The sequence below is a fragment of the Micromonospora lupini str. Lupac 08 genome (assembly GCF_000297395.2).
GTDB lineage: Bacteria > Actinomycetota > Actinomycetes > Mycobacteriales > Micromonosporaceae > Micromonospora > Micromonospora lupini.
Genome location: NZ_HF570108.1, coordinates 1119389 through 1141661, shown reverse-complemented (window position 1 = coordinate 1141661; position 22273 = coordinate 1119389). Strand labels below are relative to the sequence as shown.

The 22273-nt window shown below is 72.4% G+C and carries 24 protein-coding genes; 8 read left to right on the top strand and 16 right to left on the bottom strand.

Annotated elements, in window-relative coordinates; translation table 11 throughout:
• Positions 1 to 277 precede the first annotated feature (277 nt).
• Positions 278 to 1459: a zinc metalloprotease gene (locus tag MILUP08_RS06580; RefSeq protein WP_039907370.1), complete on the top strand. Its 1182-nt coding sequence runs from the start codon at positions 278 to 280 to the stop codon at positions 1457 to 1459.
• Positions 1460 to 1693: 234 nt separating this feature from the next.
• Here the strand turns inward: MILUP08_RS06580 and MILUP08_RS06575 are convergent, their stop codons facing one another.
• Complete coding sequence (locus tag MILUP08_RS06575) at positions 1694 to 2002, bottom strand: zinc-ribbon domain-containing protein (protein ID WP_237747037.1); 309 nt, start codon at positions 2000 to 2002, stop codon at positions 1694 to 1696.
• 35 nt (positions 2003 to 2037) lie between these two features.
• Between MILUP08_RS06575 and MILUP08_RS06570 the strand changes: the two genes are divergently transcribed.
• Together MILUP08_RS06570 and MILUP08_RS06565 are read left to right on the top strand one after the other, a co-directional pair.
• Positions 2038 to 2403 carry a type II toxin-antitoxin system RelE/ParE family toxin gene (locus tag MILUP08_RS06570; protein WP_007455910.1) on the top strand — a complete coding sequence of 122 codons (366 nt, stop codon included), beginning with the start codon at positions 2038 to 2040 and terminating at the stop codon, positions 2401 to 2403.
• Complete coding sequence (locus MILUP08_RS06565; protein ID WP_007455909.1) at positions 2400 to 2717, top strand: helix-turn-helix domain-containing protein; 318 nt, start codon at positions 2400 to 2402, stop codon at positions 2715 to 2717. The genes MILUP08_RS06570 and MILUP08_RS06565 overlap by 4 nt, the downstream gene beginning before the upstream one ends.
• 207 nt (positions 2718 to 2924) lie before the next feature.
• Here MILUP08_RS06565 and MILUP08_RS06560 read toward each other — a convergent pair whose 3' ends face one another.
• The 5 genes from MILUP08_RS06560 to MILUP08_RS06540 all read right to left on the bottom strand — a co-directional run bounded on the left by MILUP08_RS06560 (position 2925) and on the right by MILUP08_RS06540 (position 7598).
• A complete protein-coding gene (locus MILUP08_RS06560; RefSeq protein WP_007455908.1) occupies positions 2925 to 3218 on the bottom strand; it encodes a hypothetical protein in 294 nt (97 codons plus the stop codon).
• A gap of 118 nt (positions 3219 to 3336) precedes the next feature.
• Complete coding sequence (locus MILUP08_RS06555) at positions 3337 to 4209, bottom strand: SRPBCC family protein (protein WP_007455907.1); 873 nt, start codon at positions 4207 to 4209, stop codon at positions 3337 to 3339.
• Complete coding sequence (locus MILUP08_RS06550; RefSeq protein ID WP_007455905.1) at positions 4206 to 4760, bottom strand: winged helix-turn-helix domain-containing protein; 555 nt, start codon at positions 4758 to 4760, stop codon at positions 4206 to 4208. The genes MILUP08_RS06555 and MILUP08_RS06550 overlap by 4 nt, the downstream gene beginning before the upstream one ends.
• 100 nt (positions 4761 to 4860) lie before the next feature.
• Positions 4861 to 6204: a class I SAM-dependent methyltransferase gene (locus MILUP08_RS06545; protein WP_007455904.1), complete on the bottom strand. Its 1344-nt coding sequence runs from the start codon at positions 6202 to 6204 to the stop codon at positions 4861 to 4863.
• Positions 6201 to 7598: an FAD-binding oxidoreductase gene (locus MILUP08_RS06540; RefSeq protein ID WP_007455903.1), complete on the bottom strand. Its 1398-nt coding sequence runs from the start codon at positions 7596 to 7598 to the stop codon at positions 6201 to 6203. Before MILUP08_RS06540 ends, MILUP08_RS06545 begins: the two co-directional genes overlap by 4 nt.
• Before the next feature lie 93 nt (positions 7599 to 7691).
• Here MILUP08_RS06540 and MILUP08_RS06535 point away from each other — a divergent pair, with 93 nt between their 5' ends.
• Positions 7692 to 8162: an aminoacyl-tRNA deacylase gene (locus tag MILUP08_RS06535; protein WP_007455902.1), complete on the top strand. Its 471-nt coding sequence runs from the start codon at positions 7692 to 7694 to the stop codon at positions 8160 to 8162.
• A gap of 65 nt (positions 8163 to 8227) precedes the next feature.
• Complete coding sequence (locus MILUP08_RS06530; protein ID WP_007455901.1) at positions 8228 to 8938, top strand: RICIN domain-containing protein; 711 nt, start codon at positions 8228 to 8230, stop codon at positions 8936 to 8938.
• Between the two features lie 13 nt (positions 8939 to 8951).
• On the opposite strand, the gene MILUP08_RS06525 is transcribed toward MILUP08_RS06530, so the two are convergent.
• Positions 8952 to 10256 carry an MFS transporter gene (locus MILUP08_RS06525; protein ID WP_007455900.1) on the bottom strand — a complete coding sequence of 435 codons (1305 nt, stop codon included), beginning with the start codon at positions 10254 to 10256 and terminating at the stop codon, positions 8952 to 8954.
• A 53-nt stretch (positions 10257 to 10309) separates the two neighbouring features.
• Here MILUP08_RS06525 and MILUP08_RS06520 point away from each other — a divergent pair, with 53 nt between their 5' ends.
• Positions 10310 to 11317 (top strand): GlxA family transcriptional regulator, encoded by a 1008-nt coding sequence (locus MILUP08_RS06520; protein WP_007455899.1) that lies wholly within the window; start codon positions 10310 to 10312, stop codon positions 11315 to 11317.
• A gap of 58 nt (positions 11318 to 11375) precedes the next feature.
• On the opposite strand, the gene MILUP08_RS06515 is transcribed toward MILUP08_RS06520, so the two are convergent.
• The 8 genes from MILUP08_RS06515 to MILUP08_RS06480 all read right to left on the bottom strand — a co-directional run bounded on the left by MILUP08_RS06515 (position 11376) and on the right by MILUP08_RS06480 (position 19925).
• Positions 11376 to 11840, bottom strand: coding sequence for a hypothetical protein (locus MILUP08_RS06515; protein WP_007455898.1), 465 nt, complete (start codon positions 11838 to 11840; stop codon positions 11376 to 11378).
• A gap of 28 nt (positions 11841 to 11868) precedes the next feature.
• Complete coding sequence (locus MILUP08_RS06510) at positions 11869 to 13821, bottom strand: vWA domain-containing protein (RefSeq protein ID WP_007455897.1); 1953 nt, start codon at positions 13819 to 13821, stop codon at positions 11869 to 11871.
• A 2-nt stretch (positions 13822 to 13823) separates the two neighbouring features.
• On the bottom strand, positions 13824 to 15284 hold the full coding sequence (locus MILUP08_RS06505) for a magnesium chelatase ATPase subunit I (protein ID WP_007455896.1): 1461 nt from the start codon (positions 15282 to 15284) through the stop codon (positions 13824 to 13826).
• 57 nt (positions 15285 to 15341) lie between these two features.
• Positions 15342 to 16418, bottom strand: a complete 1077-nt coding sequence (locus MILUP08_RS06500) for a hypothetical protein (protein WP_007455895.1) — start codon at positions 16416 to 16418, stop codon at positions 15342 to 15344.
• Between the two features lie 76 nt (positions 16419 to 16494).
• On the bottom strand, positions 16495 to 17145 hold the full coding sequence (locus tag MILUP08_RS06495) for a response regulator transcription factor (protein WP_007455894.1): 651 nt from the start codon (positions 17143 to 17145) through the stop codon (positions 16495 to 16497).
• Positions 17142 to 18386 (bottom strand): sensor histidine kinase, encoded by a 1245-nt coding sequence (locus MILUP08_RS06490; protein WP_007455892.1) that lies wholly within the window; start codon positions 18384 to 18386, stop codon positions 17142 to 17144. Before MILUP08_RS06490 ends, MILUP08_RS06495 begins: the two co-directional genes overlap by 4 nt.
• A 55-nt stretch (positions 18387 to 18441) precedes the next feature.
• Entirely contained in the window at positions 18442 to 18948 is a 507-nt protein-coding gene (locus tag MILUP08_RS06485) for a hemerythrin domain-containing protein (RefSeq protein WP_007455890.1), read from the bottom strand.
• Positions 18945 to 19925, bottom strand: a complete 981-nt coding sequence (locus MILUP08_RS06480) for an aldo/keto reductase (protein ID WP_007455889.1) — start codon at positions 19923 to 19925, stop codon at positions 18945 to 18947. Before MILUP08_RS06480 ends, MILUP08_RS06485 begins: the two co-directional genes overlap by 4 nt.
• A gap of 70 nt (positions 19926 to 19995) precedes the next feature.
• On the opposite strand from MILUP08_RS06480, the gene mgrA reads away from it, so the two are divergent.
• On the top strand, positions 19996 to 20991 hold the full coding sequence (gene mgrA, locus MILUP08_RS06475) for an L-glyceraldehyde 3-phosphate reductase (RefSeq protein ID WP_007455887.1): 996 nt from the start codon (positions 19996 to 19998) through the stop codon (positions 20989 to 20991).
• A gap of 27 nt (positions 20992 to 21018) precedes the next feature.
• Here mgrA and MILUP08_RS06470 read toward each other — a convergent pair whose 3' ends face one another.
• Entirely contained in the window at positions 21019 to 21927 is a 909-nt protein-coding gene (locus MILUP08_RS06470) for a lytic polysaccharide monooxygenase auxiliary activity family 9 protein (protein ID WP_007455885.1), read from the bottom strand.
• A 139-nt stretch (positions 21928 to 22066) separates the two neighbouring features.
• On the opposite strand from MILUP08_RS06470, the gene MILUP08_RS06465 reads away from it, so the two are divergent.
• On the top strand, positions 22067 to 22189 hold the full coding sequence (locus tag MILUP08_RS06465; RefSeq protein WP_030490864.1) for a 50S ribosomal protein L36: 123 nt from the start codon (positions 22067 to 22069) through the stop codon (positions 22187 to 22189).
• Positions 22190 to 22273 lie beyond the last annotated feature (84 nt).

Genomic DNA, 22273 nt, shown 5'->3' with positions numbered 1-22273 from the left:
TCGGCTCGGCGGGGCTGGGCGCCCCCGCACCCTTCACGTCCTGTCGCGACACGGTCGCTCCGGCTCTTCGTCGTACGTGCACCCTCGGCGGACCTGTCCACGGCAAACCCCGAAAGCCTAGCCAGCGCCCCGGGCGCCCGCCAGGGTCCGGACGGCCGCGCGAGTCGAGCCGGTACGGCCACACAGGACGGTCTTCCCGCAACGAACCGCCTCCGTGCGAGGGCTCGGCGAACGGACGTACCCGCGCCGCCACCTCTTCGGCCGTACCATCTGGGCGGTGACATCTCCCCGCCGGCGGCTGGCGGCCGCGTCCATCCTCCTGGTGGTGGAAGCGGCGCTGTTCGCACTGCTCGTCACCGAGTCCCCGGCGGGCGCCGTCGTCGCCGTTGGCATCACCTGCCTGTCGTTCTGGGTGCACCTCGTCCTGCACGAGTGCGGGCACCTCGTCGCGGCGAAGCTGCTGCGCCTGGAGGTCGTCGCGGTCCGTATCGCGCCGTTCACCGGCTGGCGCAACCACGTGTCGATCCGGCCCGCGCCGTCGGCGACCGCGTTACCGCTGCGGATGGTGCTGTTCTACCTCAGTGGCCCGGTGGTCAACCTCTGCACCGCGACGATGCTCGGTGCCGCGACGGCGTTGACGAGCATCACGGTGACAGACGTCGCGCTGTTCGGCGCAGCGCTTCTCGCGGCGCTTCTCGGGGTGGTCAACCTCGTTCCCGCTGTCCACAGCGACGGCCGCAACCTGCTCTCCTGGCTAATGACGCCGACCGCCACCAGCGCGGCGCTGCGCGCGGCCCACTACCAGGAGGAGATATACCGGACGCTGCGGGCGATCAGCCGTGGGGAAGCGGACGGGGGTCGCCTCGGAGATCCGGTTCGCGACGCAGACGACCCACGGCTCGCGCTCGCGGCCCTCCACCGACGCTGGAGCACCGGACACGCCCGCTCGGTGACGGACTTCGTCGCCGAGGCCGAGCGGCTCGCGGCGCTGGCTCGGGCGGACAGCACCGATCCCCTGACGGCCGCCGCAATCGGGCAGGCGCTCAGCGTGCAGTTCGGGATGTGGTACCTGTACGCAGCGGTGGTGACCAGATCGCCTGTCGAACACCGGGAGGTGGTGGAGATCTGGGAACTGGCGCGGCTCGGCTCTCAGGTCCAGCCACACAGATTGCCCGCCCGTGTCGCGATGAGCCTGGCGTACCTGCTCAACCAGCGACCGGAGCAGGCGCGGTCCCTCCTTCTCGACGTTCGGGCCGGCGTCGACCCGCCGGACCTGTGCAGCGTCGCGTTTCTCCTGCGGGCCATCGCCGAGTGTCACCTCGGCAACCACGCCGATGCGGACACGCACATCAGGGCGGCGGGCGGCCGCTACCCGCAGCTGACACAGCTCGTCGCCACGATCCAGACAGCCGATCCGGTGCCGCAGTTGTCCGCCCCCGCACCGATGGCCGACGCCTGACCGGTGTGCCGACAGCCACCGGCACGAGCGACGGGGGTGCGACGCCCGTGTCAGCGGCCGGCGGACCGGTTCCAGGGTGAGCGGGGCAGGGTGGTGCCGGCCATCGGCCGACGCGCGCGTCGGCGTTTCCGCCGGCCGGGCGTGCAGGGCGGGCGACGGACGGTGTGCACCGCGGGGCCGGCGGGCGGGAGTTGGCGGCCGATCAGCCAGCACAGGAAGCGGGCCATCTGCGGCTCAGCCGACCGGGAGGCGCTGGGCGTCGGACTTGGCGATCTCGTACTGCGCCCCGCAGAACGTGCACTGTTGTGCGTACCGGGTGCGGATCGGGATGAGCGGTATGAAGAACAGCGTGAACTTGGTCGACCGGCGGGTGATGACCTGCGCGGCGTGGTTGCCGCAGTGGCGGCACACCTGCTGCACGACGCCGGAGCGGTCGACCTTGGTACGCAGACCGAAGATGAAGAACATCGCCCGCCAGTACCCACTCGACCCCGAGAAGTCACCGGATCCAGCCAGCGGATCGGTGAAACCCCGTCCGAACACTCTGCCGCTGGTATAGCATTTGCTATACTCGACCGGTGCACCAGGAGGATTGGGACGTCTTCGTCGTCGACGAGGTTCGCGACTGGATCGACGGCCTCGACCAAGCGACGTTCGCACGAGTCGTGCAGGCGATCGATGCGCTCGCCGAAGTCGGGCCGGGACTGGGACGGCCGCTCGTCGACACCATCACCGGTTCGTCGCTAGCCAACCTGAAGGAATTGCGGCCGGGCACGGTCCGCATCCTCTTCGTCTTCGACCCTTGGCGCGCGAGCATTCTGCTCGTGGCTGGCGACAAAGCAGGTCAGTGGACGAGTTGGTATCGACAGGCGATCCCGCTGGCTGAACAGCGCTACGAGATTTACTTGAAGGAACGTGCGCAGCAGGAAGGGGGACGGCGGTGAGTGGTCATGTGCGGTGGTCGGATGTCCGGGCGGAGTACGTGCAGCGCGCCGGCGGCGAGGCTGCCGTCGAGGCGGGCAAGGAGGAGCTGCTCGCGCAGGTCGTCGGGCACCGTCTCGCGGAGGTCAGACGCGCCCGCGGTTTCACTCAGCAACAGATCGCCGAGCGGATGGGCGTAACCAAAGGCCGGGTGTCCCAGATCGAGCAGGGCCAGATCTCCGGCCAGGATGTGGTGGCCCGGTACGCCGCCGCCCTCGGCGGCCGGCTGCACCAGGCGATCTATTTCGATGATGGAGAGATCGCGGCCATCGCCTGAGCCCTGAGCTTCCCCGCCAAGATCGTGCTCGATCCAGGATGTAGTGGCCTCGCCGCGCGAACGAGGCCACTACATCCGTGATCGAGCACGATCACGCCAGAACGCCGAGCACGATCATGACGAAACCGTCAGCTTGCTGCTTCCCAGGGCGCGGGCTCCAGACCGGGCACCTCGGTCGAGATCCAGATCGGCTGCCAGCCCGGCACCTCAGGTCGCCAACCCCTGCCAGGGCCGCCGCTCGTCCAGCTCACCAGCGAGCCGGCGCAGGAAATCGCGGAAGTCCTGCTCGCTGTGCGGCGTCTCGATCTCGTCAGTCAGCGGACCGGCGTATCGCTGCGCCCGGGCGATCGCGTCGGCGTACACGGCAGGACCGTCGCCGAAATACCGCCGCTCCGCCATCGCTGTGGCCATCTGACTGGCGCTGGAGTCGTCCAACTGAGGGGTGAACATCAATCCGTACAGGATCTGGTTGGTGACGCCCTTCCAGTCGGGGCTGTCCATTCCACACGCCTTTCCAACGGCTTGCCGGGCACGGAAGCGACTCCACCGTGGACCGTCGACCCGAAGGCCGAACCGTCCAAGGTGGAGCTGCTGCCGGGCGTCTCAGTCCGTCACCGCGTCAGTTCGCGGCGGGCTCGGGCTCCAGACCGGGCACCTCGGTCGCGATCCAGATCGGCTGCCAGTCCGGCACCTCGTGGAAGCGGCGCAGCTCGGCCAGGCCGGACACCGACCCGCTCCAGGCCGCGTACGGAGGGTTGGTCTCGTCGAAACCGCTCTGCACGAAGGTCAGCGTGGTCCGGCCCTCGGACTCGGCCAGCTCCCAGTTCGTGACGCCGGTCGGGCCCCAGTCCACGGACATCCTCCGGCCCGGCTCCAGGTCGACGATCTTGGCCGCGTAGCCGTGCTCGAAGCCGCCCATCGCGTACCGGCCGCCGACCCACGGCTCGATCCCGATGGGGTAGCCGAACCAGGCGCTGGCCTGCTCGGAGTCGGCAAGCGACTCCCACACCTTGTCCATGGGGGCGGCGATGACCAGCTCGCCGCGCAGGTCGGCGGAGGTGAAGTCGGTGCGGGGCAGCAGCGGCCGACCCTCCAGGTGGGCGGCCAGGTTGGCGATGGACAGCGCCCAGTACGTCTGCAGCACGCCACGGATGCTGGAGCCGGTCATCGCCTCGTTGAAGTCGAAGTGGCTCTGCGTCAGCGTGAGCACGGTGCTGTCGGCGCTCTCCGCGGTCAACTGGAGCTCGGTGGTGGTCTCCACCCCGTCGAGCAGCCAGCCGAAGCGCACCGTGTCGTCGTCGGCGTGCAGCAGGCGCTGGTGCGGGGCGTCACCCTCGGGCGTGTAGCGACCCCAGAACTCGTACCGCTGGGGCAGCTCGACCTCGGCGTGCTCGGCCAGCCAGAGCCGCAGCTCGGCCGGGTCGGTAAGTGCCTCGCGGACGCGCCCGACGGGCGCGGAGAGGCGGGCCTGGACCTTCAACGGGTCACTCATTTGTCGTTCCCTTTCGGATAGCAGGCGACGGCGAGCTTGAAGGCGTCTCCTTCACTGCCGCCGTAACGGGCGAACAGGTCCTGAAGTGCGGTTTGCAGGTCGTGCAGGAACTGCGGGCGCTGCTCGGCGGGCACCCGGATCTCGCCGGAGACCCCGATCGAGGGCAGCTCGGGGGCGGCCCGGTCCAGGGCCGCGACGTCGGCCTGGACCTCTTCCATCAGGTCGAGCAGGTAGCCCAGGCTCAGCTCGTCGCGGGCCCGGCGCAGCCCGATCCGGCCGACCAGGCGGGGTGACAGCCAGTAGGACCGGGCGGCGGCCTGGTAGATGCCTTCGGTGATGCCGCGGACCTTGCGCTCGTTGACCAGCTCGACGAGGCCGGCCGCGACGAGCTGCTTGACGTGGTAGTAGACGCGCTGCGGCGTCTGGTCGAGTCGGGCCGCGACCTCGGTGCAGGTGCGCGGTTCGGCGAGTTGCCGCAGCACCTCGACACGCTGCGGCTTGAGCAGGACTTCGGCCTGCTCGATCTGCTCCAGGTACAGGACGTCTCTCATGGCAAAATCAGTTTGTACGTACAAAACTTGTTTGTCAATCGCTTCGCGAGAAGCCGCGCCGACTTTCTCGACGCGGCTTCAGGCGACACTCAGCAGATGGTCAGGGCAACCAGTCGGGTCGCAGCGGGTACCCGTTCACGCCGTCCGGGCCGTTGTGGGTGGCCAACACCTGGTGCAGCTGGATGCCGTTGCGCTCGAACGCCATCCGCGACCCGGCCATGTAGAGCCCCCACACCCGGGCCGTGCCCGCGCCGACCTCCGAGACGCAGAAGTCCCAGTGCTCCACCAGGTTGCGGCACCACGCGGCAAGCGTCAGCGCGTAGTGCTGGCGCAGGTTCTCCTCGTGGTGCACCTCCAGCCCGGCGTCGTGCACCTCGCTGATCAGCCGACCCGGGCCGGCCAGCTCGCCGTCCGGGAAGACGTACCTGTCGATGAACGCGCCCGAGCGGTGCGGCGCCCGATTGTCCGCGCGCGTGATGGTGTGGTTGAGCAGCCGTCCACCCGTGCGCAGCCGGGACCGCAGAGCCCCGAAGTAGGCCGGGTAGTTGCGCACCCCGATGTGCTCGGTCAGCCCGATCGAGGAGATGGCGTCGAACTGCTCCGCCGGCGCGTCCCGGTAGTCCAGGTGCCGCACCTCGGCCAGCTCGGTCAGCCCCTCCCGCTCGATGGCCGCCTGCGCCCACTGCGCCTGCGCCTTCGACAGGGTCACCCCGAGCGCCTTGACGCCGTACTCGCGGGCCGCGTGGCGGACCATGCCACCCCAGCCGCAGCCCACGTCGAGCAGCCGCATCCCCTTCTTCAGCGCCAACTTGCTGGCGACCAGGTCGTACTTCGACGCCTGCGCCTGCTCCAGCGTGTCGTCCGGGGACCGGTAGACCGCGCAGGTGTACGTCATCGACGGGCCGAGCACCTTCTCGTAGAAGGCGTTCGAGACGTCGTAGTGGTGCGAGATCGCCGTGCTGTCGCGCACCCGCGAGTGCCGCAGCCCGTTCATCACCCGCTTCCAGCGCGGCTGGGCCTCCTGCGGAGGGGCCGGGGGCGGCATCAGGCGCTCCCAGCCCAGCCCGCGCACCAGCGCCAGCCCGTCGGTCACCGACGGTGGGCGCAGCCGCAACTCGTCCTTGAGCACCCGCAGCGCCTCGTACGGGTCACCCGGGTGCACCCCCTGCAACGCCAGGTCACCGCTGACGTACGCCCGGGCCATGCCCAGGTCACCGGGGGCGGTGAGCAGGTACGACAGTCCCCGCTCGGAACGGATCGACAGGGTGATGCCGGCGTCGGCCGGGCCGACGGCGCTGCCGTCGTACCCGATGATCCGCACCGGCAGCGGCGCGGCGGTGACCGCGCGGACGACGTCCGCCACGGTCGGACCGGTGGGCCGGCCCCCCGCCGGCGGGGTGGCGGGGACGCTCGCCGCCCCCTGGTCTCGATCGGTAAGGCTCATGCTCGTGCTACCGCCTTTTCGTACAGTCCCGTCAGCCGGTGGTCCGGGTCGTAGCGGTCCTTCACCGCGCGCCAGGTCTCGCCGCCGTAGAGGCGATCGAAGGCGTCCCGGTCGTAGTACGCGTCCGAGTAGAGCGACTTGTGCCCGCCCGACTCCGACACCCTGCGTTCGATCGTGCGGTTGACGTCGCCGTCGGCGGCGCCGGGCGCGATCGGCACGCTCCCCCAGAAACCAATGTTGACGTAGTCCTGCCCCGCGTGGAGCGGATACAGCGGCCACGACCGCGCCGAACCGGGACCCTCCGGCTCGCGCAACCGCAACGGGCAGAGCCACACCGGGGTCATCCCCACGCTGCCCGCGAACCAGCGCAGGAAGTCGGCCGTGCGGTCCAGCGGGATCTCCACGTCCTGCACGACCCGCTCGCGGGCCGGCTGGCCGCGCAGCCGGTCGATCCGGGCCGCCACCTGGTGTCGGTGCTCCAGGCGGACCAGTCGGTGGTAGACGTCGCTGCGCCGGTAACGCGCCGGCCAGAGCCTGCGCACGACCGGGTGCTGCGCGCCGAACGCCGACGAACACCAGAACCAGTCGGTGTCCCAGCGCCACAGATAGTCGTACGCGGTCAGCACGTCGCGGGTGCGCCGACGCAGCGATCGGTAGTAGATCTCCTGGCCGGTGTAGTCGCTGGGCGGGTCGGCCGCGTCGGTGAACGTGCCCAGGATCAGGTACGCCTCACCGGGGCTGAACATCACGCCGTCCATCACGTCGACCTGCTCACCGGCCCAGGACCGGGTGGCGGTCACCTCGGCGATCGCGTCGGTGAGCGCCTCCAGTTGGGTGAACCGGATGTTGCGCAACGCCACGTACCGGCCGATCGGTTGCAGCTCGATGCGCAGCCGGGTGGCGTACCCGAGGCTGCCCAGCGAGTTGGGGAACGCGGTGAACAGGTCGGCGTGCTCACCCTCGGGCCGGGCGGTGACGATCTCGCCGGAGCCGGTGAGGATGTCCATCTCGCGTACCGACTCGTGGGGCAGGCCGTTGCGGAACGAGGTCGACTCGATCCCCAGGCCGGTCACCGCCCCGCCCAGGGTGATGGTGCGCAGCTGCGGCACCACCAGGGGCATCAGCCCGTGCGGCAGCGTCGCGTCGACCAGGTCCTCGTACGTGCACATGCCCTGCACGTCTGCGGTGCGCGCGTTCGCGTCCACCGCGAGAACCCGGTTGAGGCCACTCACGTCGAGGCCCGGGGTCCGGGGAGCGGACCGGGGGCGGAACAGGTTGGAGGTGCGTTTGGCCAGCCGGACAGGCTCGCCCGTGGGCACCGCGGCGTACGACCGCCGCAACGTGTCCACCGCTTCATCATGGTCAATGGGGTGATCCACACGCTCAGCGCGCATGTGATCACCTTACGCCCGGACCCCGGGAACGGTGGGATGTCAACGCCTGCCGTTTCCCGTCCGGCGCCAGGTCCGACGGTTAGCGTGGCGGGCATGCCATCGCCCGCGATCACCGCCCTGGACGCCGCCGGACTGCCGTATCGGCTGGTCAGCCACGGTGCGGTAGCCAGCCTCGCGGAGGCCGCCGCAGCCCGTGGCGTGGCCGTCCCGGACGTGGTCAAGACGATAGTCGTCCGCCGGAGTGCCGACGATCACCTCTTCGTGCTCACCCCCGGCGACCGGGTCGTCTCCTGGCCCAAGCTGCGCGCCCTGCTCGGTGTGCAGCGCATCTCCATGCCGGACGCGGCGGGCGCCCTGGCCGCCACCGGGTACGAGCGCGGCACGATCACCCCGTTCGGCGCGAGCACCGCCTGGCCGGTGATCGCCGACGAGCGACTGCGCGGCCGGGAGATCACCCTCGGCGCGGGTGAGCGCGGTCTCGCCGTCGCGCTCGACGCCGACGCCGCGATCACCGCCCTCGGCGCGACTGTGGCCGACGTCACCGACCCGCAGCCCACCCGCTGATCCCACCGGACCGGCGGCCACCACCGGCTGGCCCCCGCCCGCAGTGGTGGGTGAGGATGGCCCGTATGTCCCCGCCCGAGGAACGCCCCGACCCCGCCGGCACCGTCTACGGCGGTCGGCGGAGAGCCCGTTCGGGGCCGCTGGCCGACCCGCTGCTGCGGTTGGCGTTGGCGGTCGGGCTGGTGGGCGTACTCCTCGGGGTGGTCTTCGCCACCGGCCTCCTCGACGGTGACGACGAGCCGGTGGTGCCCGCGACTGTCGCCGCGCCGTCCAGCGCCGCCGAGCCGACCACCCCGCCGGCCGAGCCGAGCCCGACCCCCTCGGTCGAGCCGTCGCCGACCCCGTCGGCCACCCCGGCCGTCCCGGCCGCCGGGCCCCGCGTGCTGCGGTCGCCCGCGGGGCTCTGCCTCGGGCTCGGCGGTGACGGCGAGAAGGCGCAGGCCGAGTTGGCCGCCTGCACCGGCGGCCCGGAGCAGCAGTGGGTCGTCAACCCGACCGGCGCGGACGCGGTGACGTTGACCAACGCCGCCCACGGGCAGTGCCTCGACGTCGAGGGCGGCAGCGGTGACGACGGGGCGGCGTTGCTGCAGTTCCCCTGTCACGGTGGGGCCAACCAGCAGTGGCGGCTGACTCCGACCGGCGCCGGCCCGGTGCTTGTCGTGGCGGTGCACAGCGGCAAGTGCGCGCAGGCCGACGACGACGGCGCCGAGGCCGGGGACGAGATCCGCCAGCGGCCCTGCGACGGCCGGTCCGCCCAGCAGTGGACGCTGGGCTGACCGGCCGGCCGCCTCAGCCCCGGAAGCTCCACGCCCGGGGCGCGGTCGCGGCGACCAGGACGGCCTCCGGCACCGGCCGGCCCGGCCGTCGGCGCAGCAGCAACGACAGCCCGGCCGCGCCGATCGACAACGCGCCGGCCACGTACCAGGCGACCGCGTAGTCGCCGAGCCGGTCGCGGACCAGTCCCGCGCCCGTCGCCGCGAGCGCCGCCCCGAACTGGTGGGCGGCGAACACCCAGCCGAACACGACAGCCCCGGCGCCGCCGAAGTACTCCCGGCACAGCGCCACCGTCGGCGGCACGGTGGCCACCCAGTCCAGGCCGTAGAAGACGATGAACACCAGCATGCTCGGCTCGGCCGAGCCCGCGAACAGGCTCGGCAGCACCAGCAGCGACAGCCCGCGCAGGGCGTAGTAGGCGCCGAGCAGCAACCGGCTGTCCACCCGGTCGGTGAGCCAGCCGGAGGCGATTGTGCCGACGATGTCGAAGAGGCCCACCAGGGCGAGCAGTCCGGCCGCCGTGGTCTCGGCCATGCCGTGGTCGTGCGCGGCCGGCACGAAGTGCGTACCGACGAGGCCGTTGGTGGTGGCGCCGCAGATCGCGAACCCGGCGGCCAGCAGCCAGAACGGCCGGGTCCGGGCCGCGGCGGCAAGCGCGCCCAGCGCCCGGGTCGCCGCGCCGCCGGTCGGCGGCGGCGCCGCGACGACCTCTGTCGCGCCGTAGGCGGGCAGGTCGAGATCCGCCGGGTGTTCGCGCAGCAGCCACACCACAAGGGGTACGACCGCCAGGGCGGCTCCGGCCACGACGAGCGCCGCCGTGCGCCACCCGTGGTCGCGCACCAGCACGGCGATCAGTGGCAGGAAGATCAGCTGGCCGGCCGCCCCGCCCGCGGTCAGCACCCCGGTGACGAGGCCCCGCCGACGGACGAACCAGCGCCCGGTGACCGTCGCCACGAACGCCAGCGCCATCGAGCCGGTGCCCAGGCCGACGAGGACGCCCCAGCACAGCAGCAACTGCCAGCTCGCGGTCATGAAGACCGTCAGGCCGCTGCCCGCGGCGACCAGCAGCAGCGCCACCGACACCACCCGGCGGATGCCGAAGCGGTCCATCAGCGCGGCGGCGAACGGCGCGGTGAGCCCGTAGAGGAGCAGGTTTACCGAGACGGCAGCGGAGATGGTGGCGAGCGGCCAGCCGAACTCCGCGTGCAACGGGTGCAGCAGCACCGACGGGGTGGCGCGGAAGCCGGCCGCGCCGACAAGCGCCACGAAGGCGACGGCGGCGACGAGCCAGGCGGGATGCAGGCGACGGTTCGTGGTCACGTCGACAAGTCTGGGCGGCGTCCTCGACGGCGACGAGTGGCCGGAAAGCCATCATGCGCAATAATCGGGCCATGAGCACTGGCCCGCACCGGATCGCCGTCCTCGCCCTCGACCAGGTCGTCGGCCTCGATCTGGGCACCCCGTCCCAGGTCTTCAGCACCGCCCGGGGCACCGACGACACCCGCTTCTACGACGTACAGGTGTGCACCCCGGGCGGTCGGCCGGTCCGCAGCACGGCCGGTTTCCAGGTGCTCCCCGACCATGGTCTGGAGTTGCTCGACACCGCCGACACGGTGATCGTCCCCGGCATCCACGCCGGGGGCGCGTTGACCTCGGGCACCATCGAGCCGGAGGCGGCCGAGGCGCTGCGTGCGGCGTACGAGCGGGGCGCCCGGATCATGTCGATCTGCACCGGCGCCTTCGTGCTGGCCGCCGCCGGCCTGCTCGACGGGCGTCGAGCGACCACCCACTGGGCGTTCACTGAGCAGTTCCGTCGCCTGTACGACCGGGTGGACCTCGACCCGGGCGTGCTCTTCGTCGTCGACGACCGGGTGTTCACCTCGGCCGGAGTGGCCGCCGGCATCGACCTCTGCCTGCACGTCATCCGCCTCGACCACGGCAGCGAGGTCGCCAACCGGGCGGCGCGCCGCTGCGTGATGCCGCCGTGGCGCGACGGCGGTCAGGCGCAGTACATCGAGCAGCCGGTGCCGAAGGCGACCGACACCAGCACGGCGGGCGCCCGGGAGTGGGCGCGGCAGCGGCTGCACGAGCCGATCGCCCTGCGCGACCTCGCCGAACAGGCCCGGATGAGCGTGCGCACCTTCACCCGACGCTTCCGCTCGGAGACCGGCCTGAGCCCGGCCCAGTGGCTGCTGCAGCAGCGCACCGACCACGCGCGACTGCTGCTGGAGACGACCGACCTCACCGTCGACCAGGTCGCCCACCGCTGCGGTTTCGGCACGACGGCCGCCCTGCGCCAGCAACTGCACCAACGCATCGGTGTGGCTCCGTCCACCTACCGCCGCACCTTCCACCCCCGCCCCGAGCTGGTCGAGAGCTGACCCACCATCCGCGGTCGCGCCCGCCCGCCGGACGGCGCAGCTCAGCGGACCGCGCGGCTCAGGTGCGGAGCATGTGCAGTTGGGCCTGGTGCTTCGGCAGGTGCACCCGGGTGTGCAGGTCCAGGGTGCGGGACCAGGGCAGCGACTCGTCGACGATGAGGTCGAAGCCCTCGCGCAGGTGCGTCTCGACCGGGGTCTCCGCGGCCAGGCCGAGCTGGTCGACCAGCCCGCACAGCCGGTCGCTGGTGTCGTGCAGCATCGCGGTCAGGCCGCGCAGGCCACCCTGCTCGGCGGCGAGCGCGTCGAGCTGCGGACGGTGGATGTCCTCTTCCAACTCGTAGTAGGCGAACGGCGACCCGGCCAGCAACGCCTCGGTGGCCTGGATCATCAGCTCGTCGTTGGCGACCAGATGCGCGACGATCTGCTCGGCACTGAGCTGGCCCTCCGGAGCCGTACCGAACCCGCCGGCGTCGACCTCCGCGAACAGGCCGTCGTAGGCCCGCCGCAATCCCCCGCTCTCCATGCCCCCAGTCAACCCGCCGCAGCGGGCGTTAGCGGCGGGATTGGCGGGAGCGAAGGTAGTCGCTTACCACGTACTCGCCCAGGTCGTCGGTGTCCGGAGTGAACATGCGGCCCCGGCTGCGGCGGGCCACCGCGTCGACGAAGCGGCGCAGGCCCGGGTCGTCGCCGAGCATGAACAGGTTCAGCGTCGCGCCGTAGCGGCTGAGCTTGTCCACCTCGCGGACGGTCGCCTCGATCGTCTCCGGCAGCGGCGGCCAGTGGAACAGCGCCTCGCCGTCGTCCGGGTCCAGGTGGGCGGTCGGCTCCCCGTCGGTGACCACCAGGACCACCGGCTCGGCGTCCGGATGCCGGCGCAGGTGCCGAGCGGCCAGCCGCAGCGCGTGCTGCAGGTTCGTGCCCTGCTCCATGTCCGGCTCCACAGCCGCCAGCTCCTGCTGGGTGAGGGTCATCGCCTCCCGACCGAAGCCCACGATCTGCAACGCGTCCTGCGGGAAACGGGTCTCCATCAGGTGCGCCAACGCCAGCGCCGTCTGCTTCATCGGCCCCCAACGACCCTGCGAGATCATCGAGTACGACAGGTCGACGCAGAGCACCACCGCCGCGGAGGCCCGCTTCTCGGTCTCCACCACCTCGAAGTCGTCCACGGAGAGTTGCAGTGGAACTGTCGGACCGGCCCGACGGACCGCCTGGGTCAGCGTGCGGACCACGTCCAACGGCTGCTCGTCGCCGTACTCCCAGGGGCGGGAGGCGCCGCTGACCTCGCCGGCGGCGCCCGCCGAGCGCAGGTCGTGCTGGCCGCGCGGCCCGGCGGTCAGGTCGGCGAAGACCCGCCGCAACGCGGTCCCGCCGAGTCGGCGCAGCGCCTTCGGGCTCAGTGTGAGGCCGTCCGCGTCCCGGCTCACCCAGCCCTGGCGGCGCAGCTCCCGTTCCAGCTCGCGCAGCCGGCGGACGTCGTCGGCCGCGTCCCGGCCCAGCGTCCGGGCCACCGCGTCGACGTCCACGTCGTCAAGCGTGGCCCCGGGGTGTTCCTGGTCGAGCTGGTCCAGCAGGTCGTCCAGCTCGCCGATCTCACCCAGCGCGCCGGCCGCGTCGGCGTAGTCCAGCGGCTGGTCGCCGCGGACCCGCTCGCCGCGCCCCCACCGCAGATCCGGTCGCAGGGCCCGCAGGTTCGCGTCGAGCGCCGAGAGCTCCCCGGCGAGACGGTCGCCGAGAGACTGCTGCATCAGGCCGGCCAACTCGGCGCGCTGCCGCTCGGAGAGCGAGTTCATCAACCGCTCACCGGCCGCCGAGCGGCGGGCCAGCACGTCGATCAGCTCGTCGACCGTCTCCGGCCGCTCCGGGAAGAAGTCCCCGTGCCGGCGCATGAACTCGGCGAACGCGTCGGTGGTGTCCTCGGCGCGGCCGTGCCGGGCCAGCAGGTCGTTCAGGTCGCGCATCATCTCGGCGAGCCGTTGCTGCGCCGCCGGGTCGGCGGACGCGCGCACCGCGTCACGCAGCCCGGCGAAGCGCTGACCGAGCACGTCGTCGCGGAGCTGGTCGAGGATCTGCTGGTACGAGCGGCGGGCGTCGTCGCTTGCCCACTGGTAGCCGGACAACTCCTCGACCGCCCGCGCGGTGGAACGGGGCAGATTGTCGAGCACCGCCTCGGCGAACCGCGCGCCGTCGTCGTCGCGGCCCCGCAGCTCGTCGCGCTCGGCGGCGAGGGCCTGGTCGAGCAGCGCCTGGGCCCGGGTCACCGCGCCGTCCAGGTCACCACGGCGCAGCGCCTCCCGACGCAGCCGTCGCGCCCGGGCGGCCAGGTCGTCCAGACCGCCGCGCCCCTGCGGACCACGGCGCAGCAGGTCACGCAGCGCCTCCCGCAGGCTGCCGCCGGCCAGCACCTCGGCGCCGACGGCGTCCACCGCCTCGCGTACATCGTACGGGGGTGCGAGCGGGTCGGGCCCGCCGTTCCACTGCCCGTACCGGAACCGGTTGCCGGCCACGGTCAGCCCCGGCCGCCGTAGACGGTGCGACCGGTGTCGGTCACGTCCTTGCCGAGCCGGCGGGTCAGGTGCAGCCCTTCGAGCACGAACTCGACGGCGGCCGCGGCCTCCTCCGGTGTGGGCGCGTCGCCCAGACCGAGCCGATCCAGCACCTTGGCCAGGCCGGGCACCGTGCCCACCTGACGCAGCAGCTCGGCGGAACCGACCAGCTCGCCGGTCTCGATCGCCGTCCCGTCCTCCACCAGGGCGGTGAACCCGGAGAGGTCCAGCCCGGCCAGGTGGGCGCGGAACGTCTCGGCGGTGGCCGTCCGCAGCAGGTGGGCGAGAACCTCGATCTCCCGCCCCTCCTCGCCGCTCTCGAACTCGACCTTGCCGCGCAGGGTGCTGGTCACCGACACCGCGTCGCCGACCCGGGCCACCGCGGCCTCGGGCCGACCGTCCGGGCTGGCGGAGGCGGCGAGCAGCCCGGCGCGGCGCAGCGCGGCGCCGGCGACGGTCTCGGCGGCGGCGATCGCGAACCGGGCGGAGACTCCGGAGCGTGGGTCCACCGACGGGGACTCCCGCACCGCGCGGGCGAACCGGGCAAGCACCTCCAGCACGTGCTCCGGCACGGCGGCGACCAGGTCGGCCTCCTGCCGGATCAGCGCCAGCTCCAACTCCAGGTCGACCGGGTAGTGGGTACGGATCTCCGCACCGAACCGGTCCTTGAGCGGGGTGATGATCCGGCCCCGGTTGGTGTAGTCCTCCGGGTTGGCGCTGGCCACCAGCAGCAGGTCCAGCGGCAGCCGTAGCTGGTAGCCACGGACCTGGATGTCCCGCTCCTCCAGCACGTTGAGCAGGGCCACCTGGATCCGCTCGGCCAGGTCGGGCAGCTCGTTGACGGCGAAGATGCCCCGGTTGGTGCGCGGCACCAACCCGAAGTGGATGGTCTCCGGGTCACCGAGGGTGCGGCCCTGGGCGATCCGGATCGGGTCGACGTCACCGATCAGGTCGCCGACGCTGGTGTCGGGGGTGGCGAGCTTCTCGCCGTAGCGCATCGAGCGGTGCAGCCAGCCGATCGGCAGCTCGTCGCCGGCCTCGGCGACCTGGGCGACCGAGGCGGGGGTGAGCGGATGCATCGGGTGCTCGTTGAGCACCGAACCGGCGATGACTGGCGTCCACTCGTCGAGCAGCCCACCCAGCGCGCGGATCAGTCGGGTCTTGCCCTGGCCGCGCTCGCCGAGCAGCACCATGTCGTGCCCGGCGAGCAGCGCCCGCTCGACCTCGGGCAGCACGCTGTCGTCGTAGCCGACGATGCCGGGGAAACGGGTCTCGCCGGAGCGCATCCGGGCGAGGAGGTTGTCACGGAGTTCCTGCTTGACGGTGCGGTACTGGTGACCGGCCGCCCGCAGCGCGCCGAGCGTGCCGGGCAGGTCGGCCGGTGGAACCGGGATTACCGGGTTAGGCGCAGTCACCCGACCCACGCTAGCTCACCTTCGCCGGGGTGCCCCGGTCATCGGGGGGCACCCCCACTGCCACCCTCAGCCCCGGCCGCAGCGCCGGCAGGCTCCCCGGCGGCGCAGGTGATACGCGTACGTCGCGGCGCCGAGCGCCACGCCCCACACCGGCCAGAGCAGCATCGGGGCCCCGGTGAGGCTGATCCCGCCGGTGAGCTCCCAGAACTTCGGGTTGCTGAGCAGTCCCAACGACGCCGCGGTCACCGCGATGGCGACCAGGGCGGCCGGCACCACGGCCAGCCGCACCGGCACCCGGCGACCGGCGAGGCCGACCATCCAGCGGGGGAACCGCTCGCCCCAACGCTGCACCAGGCCGAGGGTGAGGATCGCGCCGACGGTGGCGAACGCGCCCAGCCCGAAACCGGCCCAGACCAGCCCGGTGTCCTGCATCTCGGTGAGGAACTCACGGGAGATGCCGAGCGGGATGCCGGCCGCCCAGGCGAACCGGGTCGACGCGTACGCCAGGGGAATGACCGCGGCGATGCCGGCGGCCCAGCGACCCCAGCGCGCGGCGGCGGCCGGGGTGGTCCAACCCCGGTCGGTGTCGCCGCGGCCGCAACCCACGCAGGCCCCTGCGGTGCGGCGCTGCCAGACGAGCACCGCCCCGGCCAGCAGCAGCCCGCCGGCCAGCGCGGCGAACCGGCCGAACAGCGCCCAGTTCAAGACCTCGGAGTAGTCGATCGGCGGCCAGCCGAACGGCGCTCCGACGATCAGGATCGGCAGGTAGCCGAGGACGACGAGCACCCGGGCGTCCGGGACGACCACGGCGAGTCCGAACGCCACCGCCCAGCCGTAGCCGGCGAGCAGCGCCCGCAGCGGACCGGGTGGGCGGACCGCCGGGCGGCTCATGGCGAGCGCGGCCACGGCGGCGGTGAGCAGTACGCCGGCGAAGAGTGGGGTGGCCAGGTCCACCGGCACCAGGCGCAGCAGGTTGACCTCGCCGCCGTGGGTGTCGTTCGCGCCGAACGGGTAGCCGGTGCCGGTGAGCGTGCCCACCAGGGCGAGGACGCCCCACAGGCCGAGCCAACCGGCGGCCAGCGGGGCGAGGCGGTCGGGCCAGCGGGAGTCGGAGCGGGGTGGGGAGGAAGTGATCGTCGTCATGCTCTCAGCCTCGACCGACGGCCGGTCGGATCCCTCCCGGCCGGCGGTGAACCCGCTCCCCCGGGTGGGGGACGGATCAGCTCGACGGAGTGACGAAGCCGGACTCGTACGCGGCGATGACCGCCTGCGTACGGTCGCGGACGCCCAGCTTGGCCAGCACGTTGCCGACGTGCGTCTTGACCGTCTCCACACCGACCACCAGGTGCGCGGCGATCTCCGGGTTGGACCGGCCGGTGGTCATCAGGCGCAGCACCTCGGCCTCCCGCTCGGTGAGCCGGGCGGCACGCAGCCGGTCGCCACCCGTCGGCCCGTACGCCCCGACGAGCTGGCGGATCGCGGCCGGGAAGAGCAGCGACTCGCCCGCCGCGACGACCCGGACCGCCTCGACCACCTCCGCCGGCCGGGCCCGTTTGAGCAGGAAGCCGGAGGCGCCTGCGCGCAGCGCCTCGTAGACGTACTCGTCGTTGGCGAACGTGGTGACCACCAGCACCCGGGGCGGGTCGGCGGAGGTGGCAAGCAGGTGCCGGGTGGCCTGGATGCCGTCGATGCCGGGCATCCGCACGTCCATCAGCACCACGTCCGGGCGGTGCCGGGCGACCAGGGGCGGCACCTCGGCGCCGTCGGCTGCCTCGGCGAGCACCCGCAGGTCGGGTTGGGCGTCGATGATGGCCCGCAGCCCGACCCGGATCAACTCGTCGTCGTCGACGATCAGCACACCGGTGGTCATCGCGCGTCCTCGTAGGGCAGGCGGGCGCGGATCAGCCAACGGTCGCCGTCCGGCCCCACGGTGAGTCGACCGCCGAGCAACAGTACCCGTTCCCGCATGCCGTCCAGGCCCCGACCGGACCGCCCCGTGTCGGCCCGGTCGGGGCGGCTCATCGTGTTGACCAGCTCCAGCTCCAGCGCGTCCGGCCGCAGGTCCAGGCGCAGTGTCACCGGGCCGTGGCCGTAGCGGGCGGCGTTGGTCAGTCCCTCCTGGACGATCCGGTAGCCCTCCCGGGAGACGATCGCGGGCAGTCGCGTCGGGTCGCCGACGCGCTGCGCGTGCACCGTCAACCCGGCTGCGCGGGTGTCGGCCACCAGCCGGTCCAGGTCGGCGAGGGTACGTTGCGGCGCCGCCGAGGGCCTGTCGCCGCCGGTCTCGCGAAGCAGCCCGAGCACGTGGTCCAGCTCGTCCATCGCGGTCCGTCCGGCCTCCTCGATGGCGCCCAGCGCCCGCCGGACGAACTCCGGATCGGTGTCGAGCACCTCGCGGGCGGCGCCGGCCTGGAGGGTGGCCACGGTCAGCGCGTGACCTACCGAGTCGTGCAGCTCCCGGGCCAGTCGGTTGCGTTCGGCCAGTCGGGTGGCCCGCGCCTCCAGCGCGGCGATCCGCTCGGCCTGCGCGGGGCCGAGCAGCACCGGCGCCATCGAGACGGCGAGCGCGCCGAGGCCGGCGACGGCGTAGCCGAGGCCGACCAGCAGGGCTACCCCGGTCAGCGTCAGCCAGCCGCTGTCCCGCCCGTCCAGCGGCCCGAACTGCTCCCCGCTGGTCAGCTCGTTGCCCACACCGAACTGCTGGGCGATGAACGCCAGCGCCATCGGCAGGGCGCTGAACAGCGCGGCCATCACCAGAGCGCCGATGATGAGGTGCGTGGCGATCCAGAGCGCGCTGCGCAGGCGGCTCTCCCGGTCACCACGGTGCCCCGGCGCGGGGTCGGGCAGGTCGACGCCGAGCAGCGCCCGGACGGCGGCGATCTCCAGGGCCCGACTGCCGTCCAGCAGCAGCGGCACCACGGCGATCAGCGCCGCGACCACCAGGAGGGCGTACACCAGTGGGCGGGGGATCTCCGAGTCGGTGAGCATCTGCGCGAACGTCACCGCGAGGACCCCGTACGGCAGCGCCAGCACGCCGCCGAGCAGCAGGAACACGCCGCGTCGCCAGGTGCTTCCGGCGACCAGCGGAGCCAGTGCCGCGCGCAGGGTCATGCGGACATTCTGCTGCCGTCACCCGGCGGTGCGACTCCCCCGCACCGGGGAGATCTCAGCGGTGGTCGGCGACGTACCCCTGCGGATCCTTGTCGCGGAACGGCAGGTCGCGGCCGTTCTTGTGCTCGCCGTAGAAGGTCAGCCAGCGCTGGCCCAGCTCGGCGCGCAGGTCGAAGCTGGCGTGCCGGCGGAAGTCGGGCAGCGCCTCGTCCTCCTCCTCGGCCAGGTGCTCGCTGTTCTCCTTACGGGCCGTGCCGACAGCCTCCCACCAGGGCTTCGAGCCGACCGGGTGCAGCTTGGACTCGGCGATGGCGTCCCGGATCTTGTTGTGGTCGCCGATCGCGTCGGCGGTCTCGTCCTCGCCGTCGTCACCGTGCTTGACCAGGTGCGGGTAGAGGATCGCCTCCTCCGCCTCGGCGTGGATGTCCAGGTGCAGGGCGAGCGCCTCCCAGATGGCCAGCAGCTCCTGCTCGTCGCGGGCGTCGTCGAGGCGGGCGAAGCCGCGCCGGAAGGCGGCGTGGTCGTCCAGGATCAGTGCGGTGATGTCGTCCACTGTGCTCATTTCTCCGTCGGGCCGGCGATCCGGGCGCGCAGCATCCGGGGCAGCGCGGCGAGCCCGGTGACCGGGCGGAACCGCTTGGCCGCCTCGGCCAGCGCCGCGTACTCGTCGTCGGCGAGGTCGATCTCGGCCGCCGCGGCGTTGCGTTCCATCTGCTCCACGCTTGACGCGCCGGGAATGGCAAGCACGTTGGGGTGGTGCAGCAGGTACGCCAGCGCGATCTGGCTCGGGGTGGCGTCGTGCGCCTCGGCGACCTCGCGCAGCGTGTCGATGAGGACGGTGCCCCGTTCCAGGTTCTCCGGCAGGAAGTACGGGTTGGCGCGCCGGACCGCGCCGGTCGGCGGGTTTCCCGCGTCGTACCGGCCGGACAGGAAGCCCTGCGCCAACGGGCTGTACGCGATGACGACCCGGCCGTTCTGCCGCGCGTACGGCAGCAGGTCCTGCTCGGGCGCGCGGTCAAGCATGCTGTAGCGGACCTGGTTGCTGAGGACCCGCCGGCCGAGGGCGGCCTCGGCGACCTGCCAGCGACGCAGCCCGTAGTTGCTCACGCCGACCTCGCCGACCAGCCCGACGTCCTGCAGGGCCCGCATGCCGCGCATCGTGGTGTGGTCGGCGACGAGCGGGTTGGGCTGGTGCACCTGGTAGAGGTCGATGCTCGTGACGCCGAGGCGGGCCGCCGACGCGACCGCCCGCTGCTGCACCACCGCCGCCACCGGCAGCACGGGGAAGATCTTGCTGGCGACCACGACCTTGGGCCGATCGTCGCCGAGCGCCGCGCCGAGGATCCGCTCGCTGCGCCCGAACCCGTAGATCTCCGCGGTGTCGAAGACCGTCACGCCCAGCTCGACGGCCCGCCGGACGATCTGCGCGGCCCGCTCGTCGAAGTCGGGGCCGTAGCCCCACTCGCGGGAGCCGAACTGCCAGGTGCCGAGGCCGATCTTGGAGAGCGGTTTGGGGGTGTCGAGGGCGATGAACCGCATGGCCTCGAAACTACCCCGTTGTCCTGGTTTCCACGCCCGATCCCGTGCACCACGGGCCGCGGCTAGGCTCATGATCGTGACTTACCTCGCCCCGGATGACCGCTACGACACCATGACCTACCGGCGCAGCGGACGCAGTGGCCTGCGACTGCCCGTCGTCTCCCTCGGGCTCTGGCACAACTTCGGCCCGGACCGCCCGTTCGACAGGCAGCGCGACATCGTCCGGCGCGCCTTCGACCTGGGCGTCACCCACTTCGACCTGGCGAACAACTACGGCCCCCCGCCGGGCGCGGCGGAGGAGAACTTCGGCCGGCTGCTCGCCACGGACCTCAAGCCGTACCGGGACGAGCTGGTCATCTCCAGCAAGGCCGGCTACCTGATGTGGCCCGGCCCGTACGGCGAGTGGGGCTCGCGCAAGAACCTGATCTCGTCGCTGGACCAGTCGCTGGGCCGGATGGGCCTGGACTACGTCGACATCTTCTACTCGCACCGCTTCGACCCGGACACTCCGCTCGAGGAGACGATGGGGGCGCTGGACGCGATCGTCCGCTCCGGCAAGGCGCTCTACGTGGGCATCTCGAACTACAACTCGGAGCAGACCACGCGGGCCGCCGCGATCCTGCGCGAGCTGGGCACGCCACTGCTGATCAACCAGCCGTCGTACTCGATGCTCAACCGCTGGACCGAGTCCGACGGCCTGCTCGACACGTTGGAGCAGGTCGGGGCCGGCTGCATCGCGTACAGCCCGCTGGCCCAGGGTCTGCTGACCGACCGCTACCTGGGCGGCATCCCGGCCGACTCGCGGGTGCGCACGAGCGTCTTCCTCAACGAGAGCGACCTCAGCGACGAGAAGATGGCCACCATCCGAGGGCTCGGCGCGGTCGCCGAGCGGCGCGGCCAGTCCCTGGCCCAGCTCGCGCTGGCCTGGGCGCTGCGCGACCCGCGGATGACAAGCCTCATCATCGGGGCGAGCAGCGTCGAGCAGTTGGAGACCAACATCGCCGCCGTGGGCAACCTCGACTTCACCGCCGAGGAACTGGCCGAGATCGACCGGCTGCTGGGCTGAGCGCCGCCGGGTCGCGCGGCGCCCGGGTCACCAGATCCGGCGCCGCCCGGCCCGGTGGTTGCGGACCTCGCACTGCCGTCCCACCGGCGCTGCCGCGCCACGTCGTCGCCGGCCCACGCCGACAAGCGCCAGGACAAGCACGACCGCGGCTCCGGCCAGCACCGGCCACCGCGCGCCGAGGTCGGTCACCGACGCCACCGGCACGCCCGGGTCGGCCGCCGCCTTCACCGCCGCCGGCTCGGTGGCGGCGGGCTTGCCCGCGGCGGTACGCGGAGCAGCCGGCGCTGCCTTCGTGGCGCTCTTCGTCGCGCCGTCTCGCGCCTTCCGGAACACCACATCCGAGCAGGAGTAGTAGGTGTCCGGGGTGTTCGAGTTCTGCCAGATCGTGTAGATCAGGTGCCGTCTGCGGTCCGCCGGCAGCCGCCCCGCCAACTGGTACGCCCCACCGCGCACCGGCGGGTCGGTCCGGGTCAGAAACGGACGCGACTCCAGATCAGCCCAGGTCAGCTTCTTTCGGGGGTCGTAGTCGGGCCTGGTGACGTAGAGCCGGAAGGTGCCCCGGTGCTCGATTGTCGTCCGGTAGCGGAAGGTGAACGTCGCGCCCGGGGTCAACTCGGTGCTCGGCCAGTCGGTGCGGGGCAGGTCGAGCCCCCGGTACGCGGACAGCCCACCGCTGCACAACTCGCCGTCCGGGATGCGTTCCCGGTCCCGACCGTTGATGGCCGCGACGCGTACGTTGTCCCATTCCCGGACCGCCGCGCCCGCCGCCACCGCCGCCCGGCAGGCCGCACCGGCCGCGTGCCGGCCCTCGGGCCCGCAGGCCGCCGCCCGGCTGATCGGGTCGGTGGGGGCGCCGTGCGCCCAGGCGGGCACCGCGCCCAGCGGTGCGGCCGCCACGGCGACCAGCACGGCGGCGAGCACTCGACGCACGCTCATGGCTTGACCTCCCGCGCAGTGGTACGGACGCGGGGCGCCAAAGGTTCGACCGCCGGGACCCGGGAATCGCCCGGGGGGCCTCGGCGTTTCGATAGGCGGTACGGATTTCAGGCCAGACCCCCAGGCCGAGGAGGCAGACATGAAGGTACGTAGCTCGTTGCGTGCGCTGAAGCAGAAGCCGGGTTCGGTGGTGGTCCGTCGTCGCGGCCGGGTGGTCGTGGTGAACCGCGCGAACCCGCAGTGGAAGAGCCGCCAGGGCTGATTCCGGCCCGCACCGGACATACAGTCGAGAACGCCCCGACCGGGAGGTTTCCGGTCGGGGCGTTCTCGCGCGTAACGGACCGGC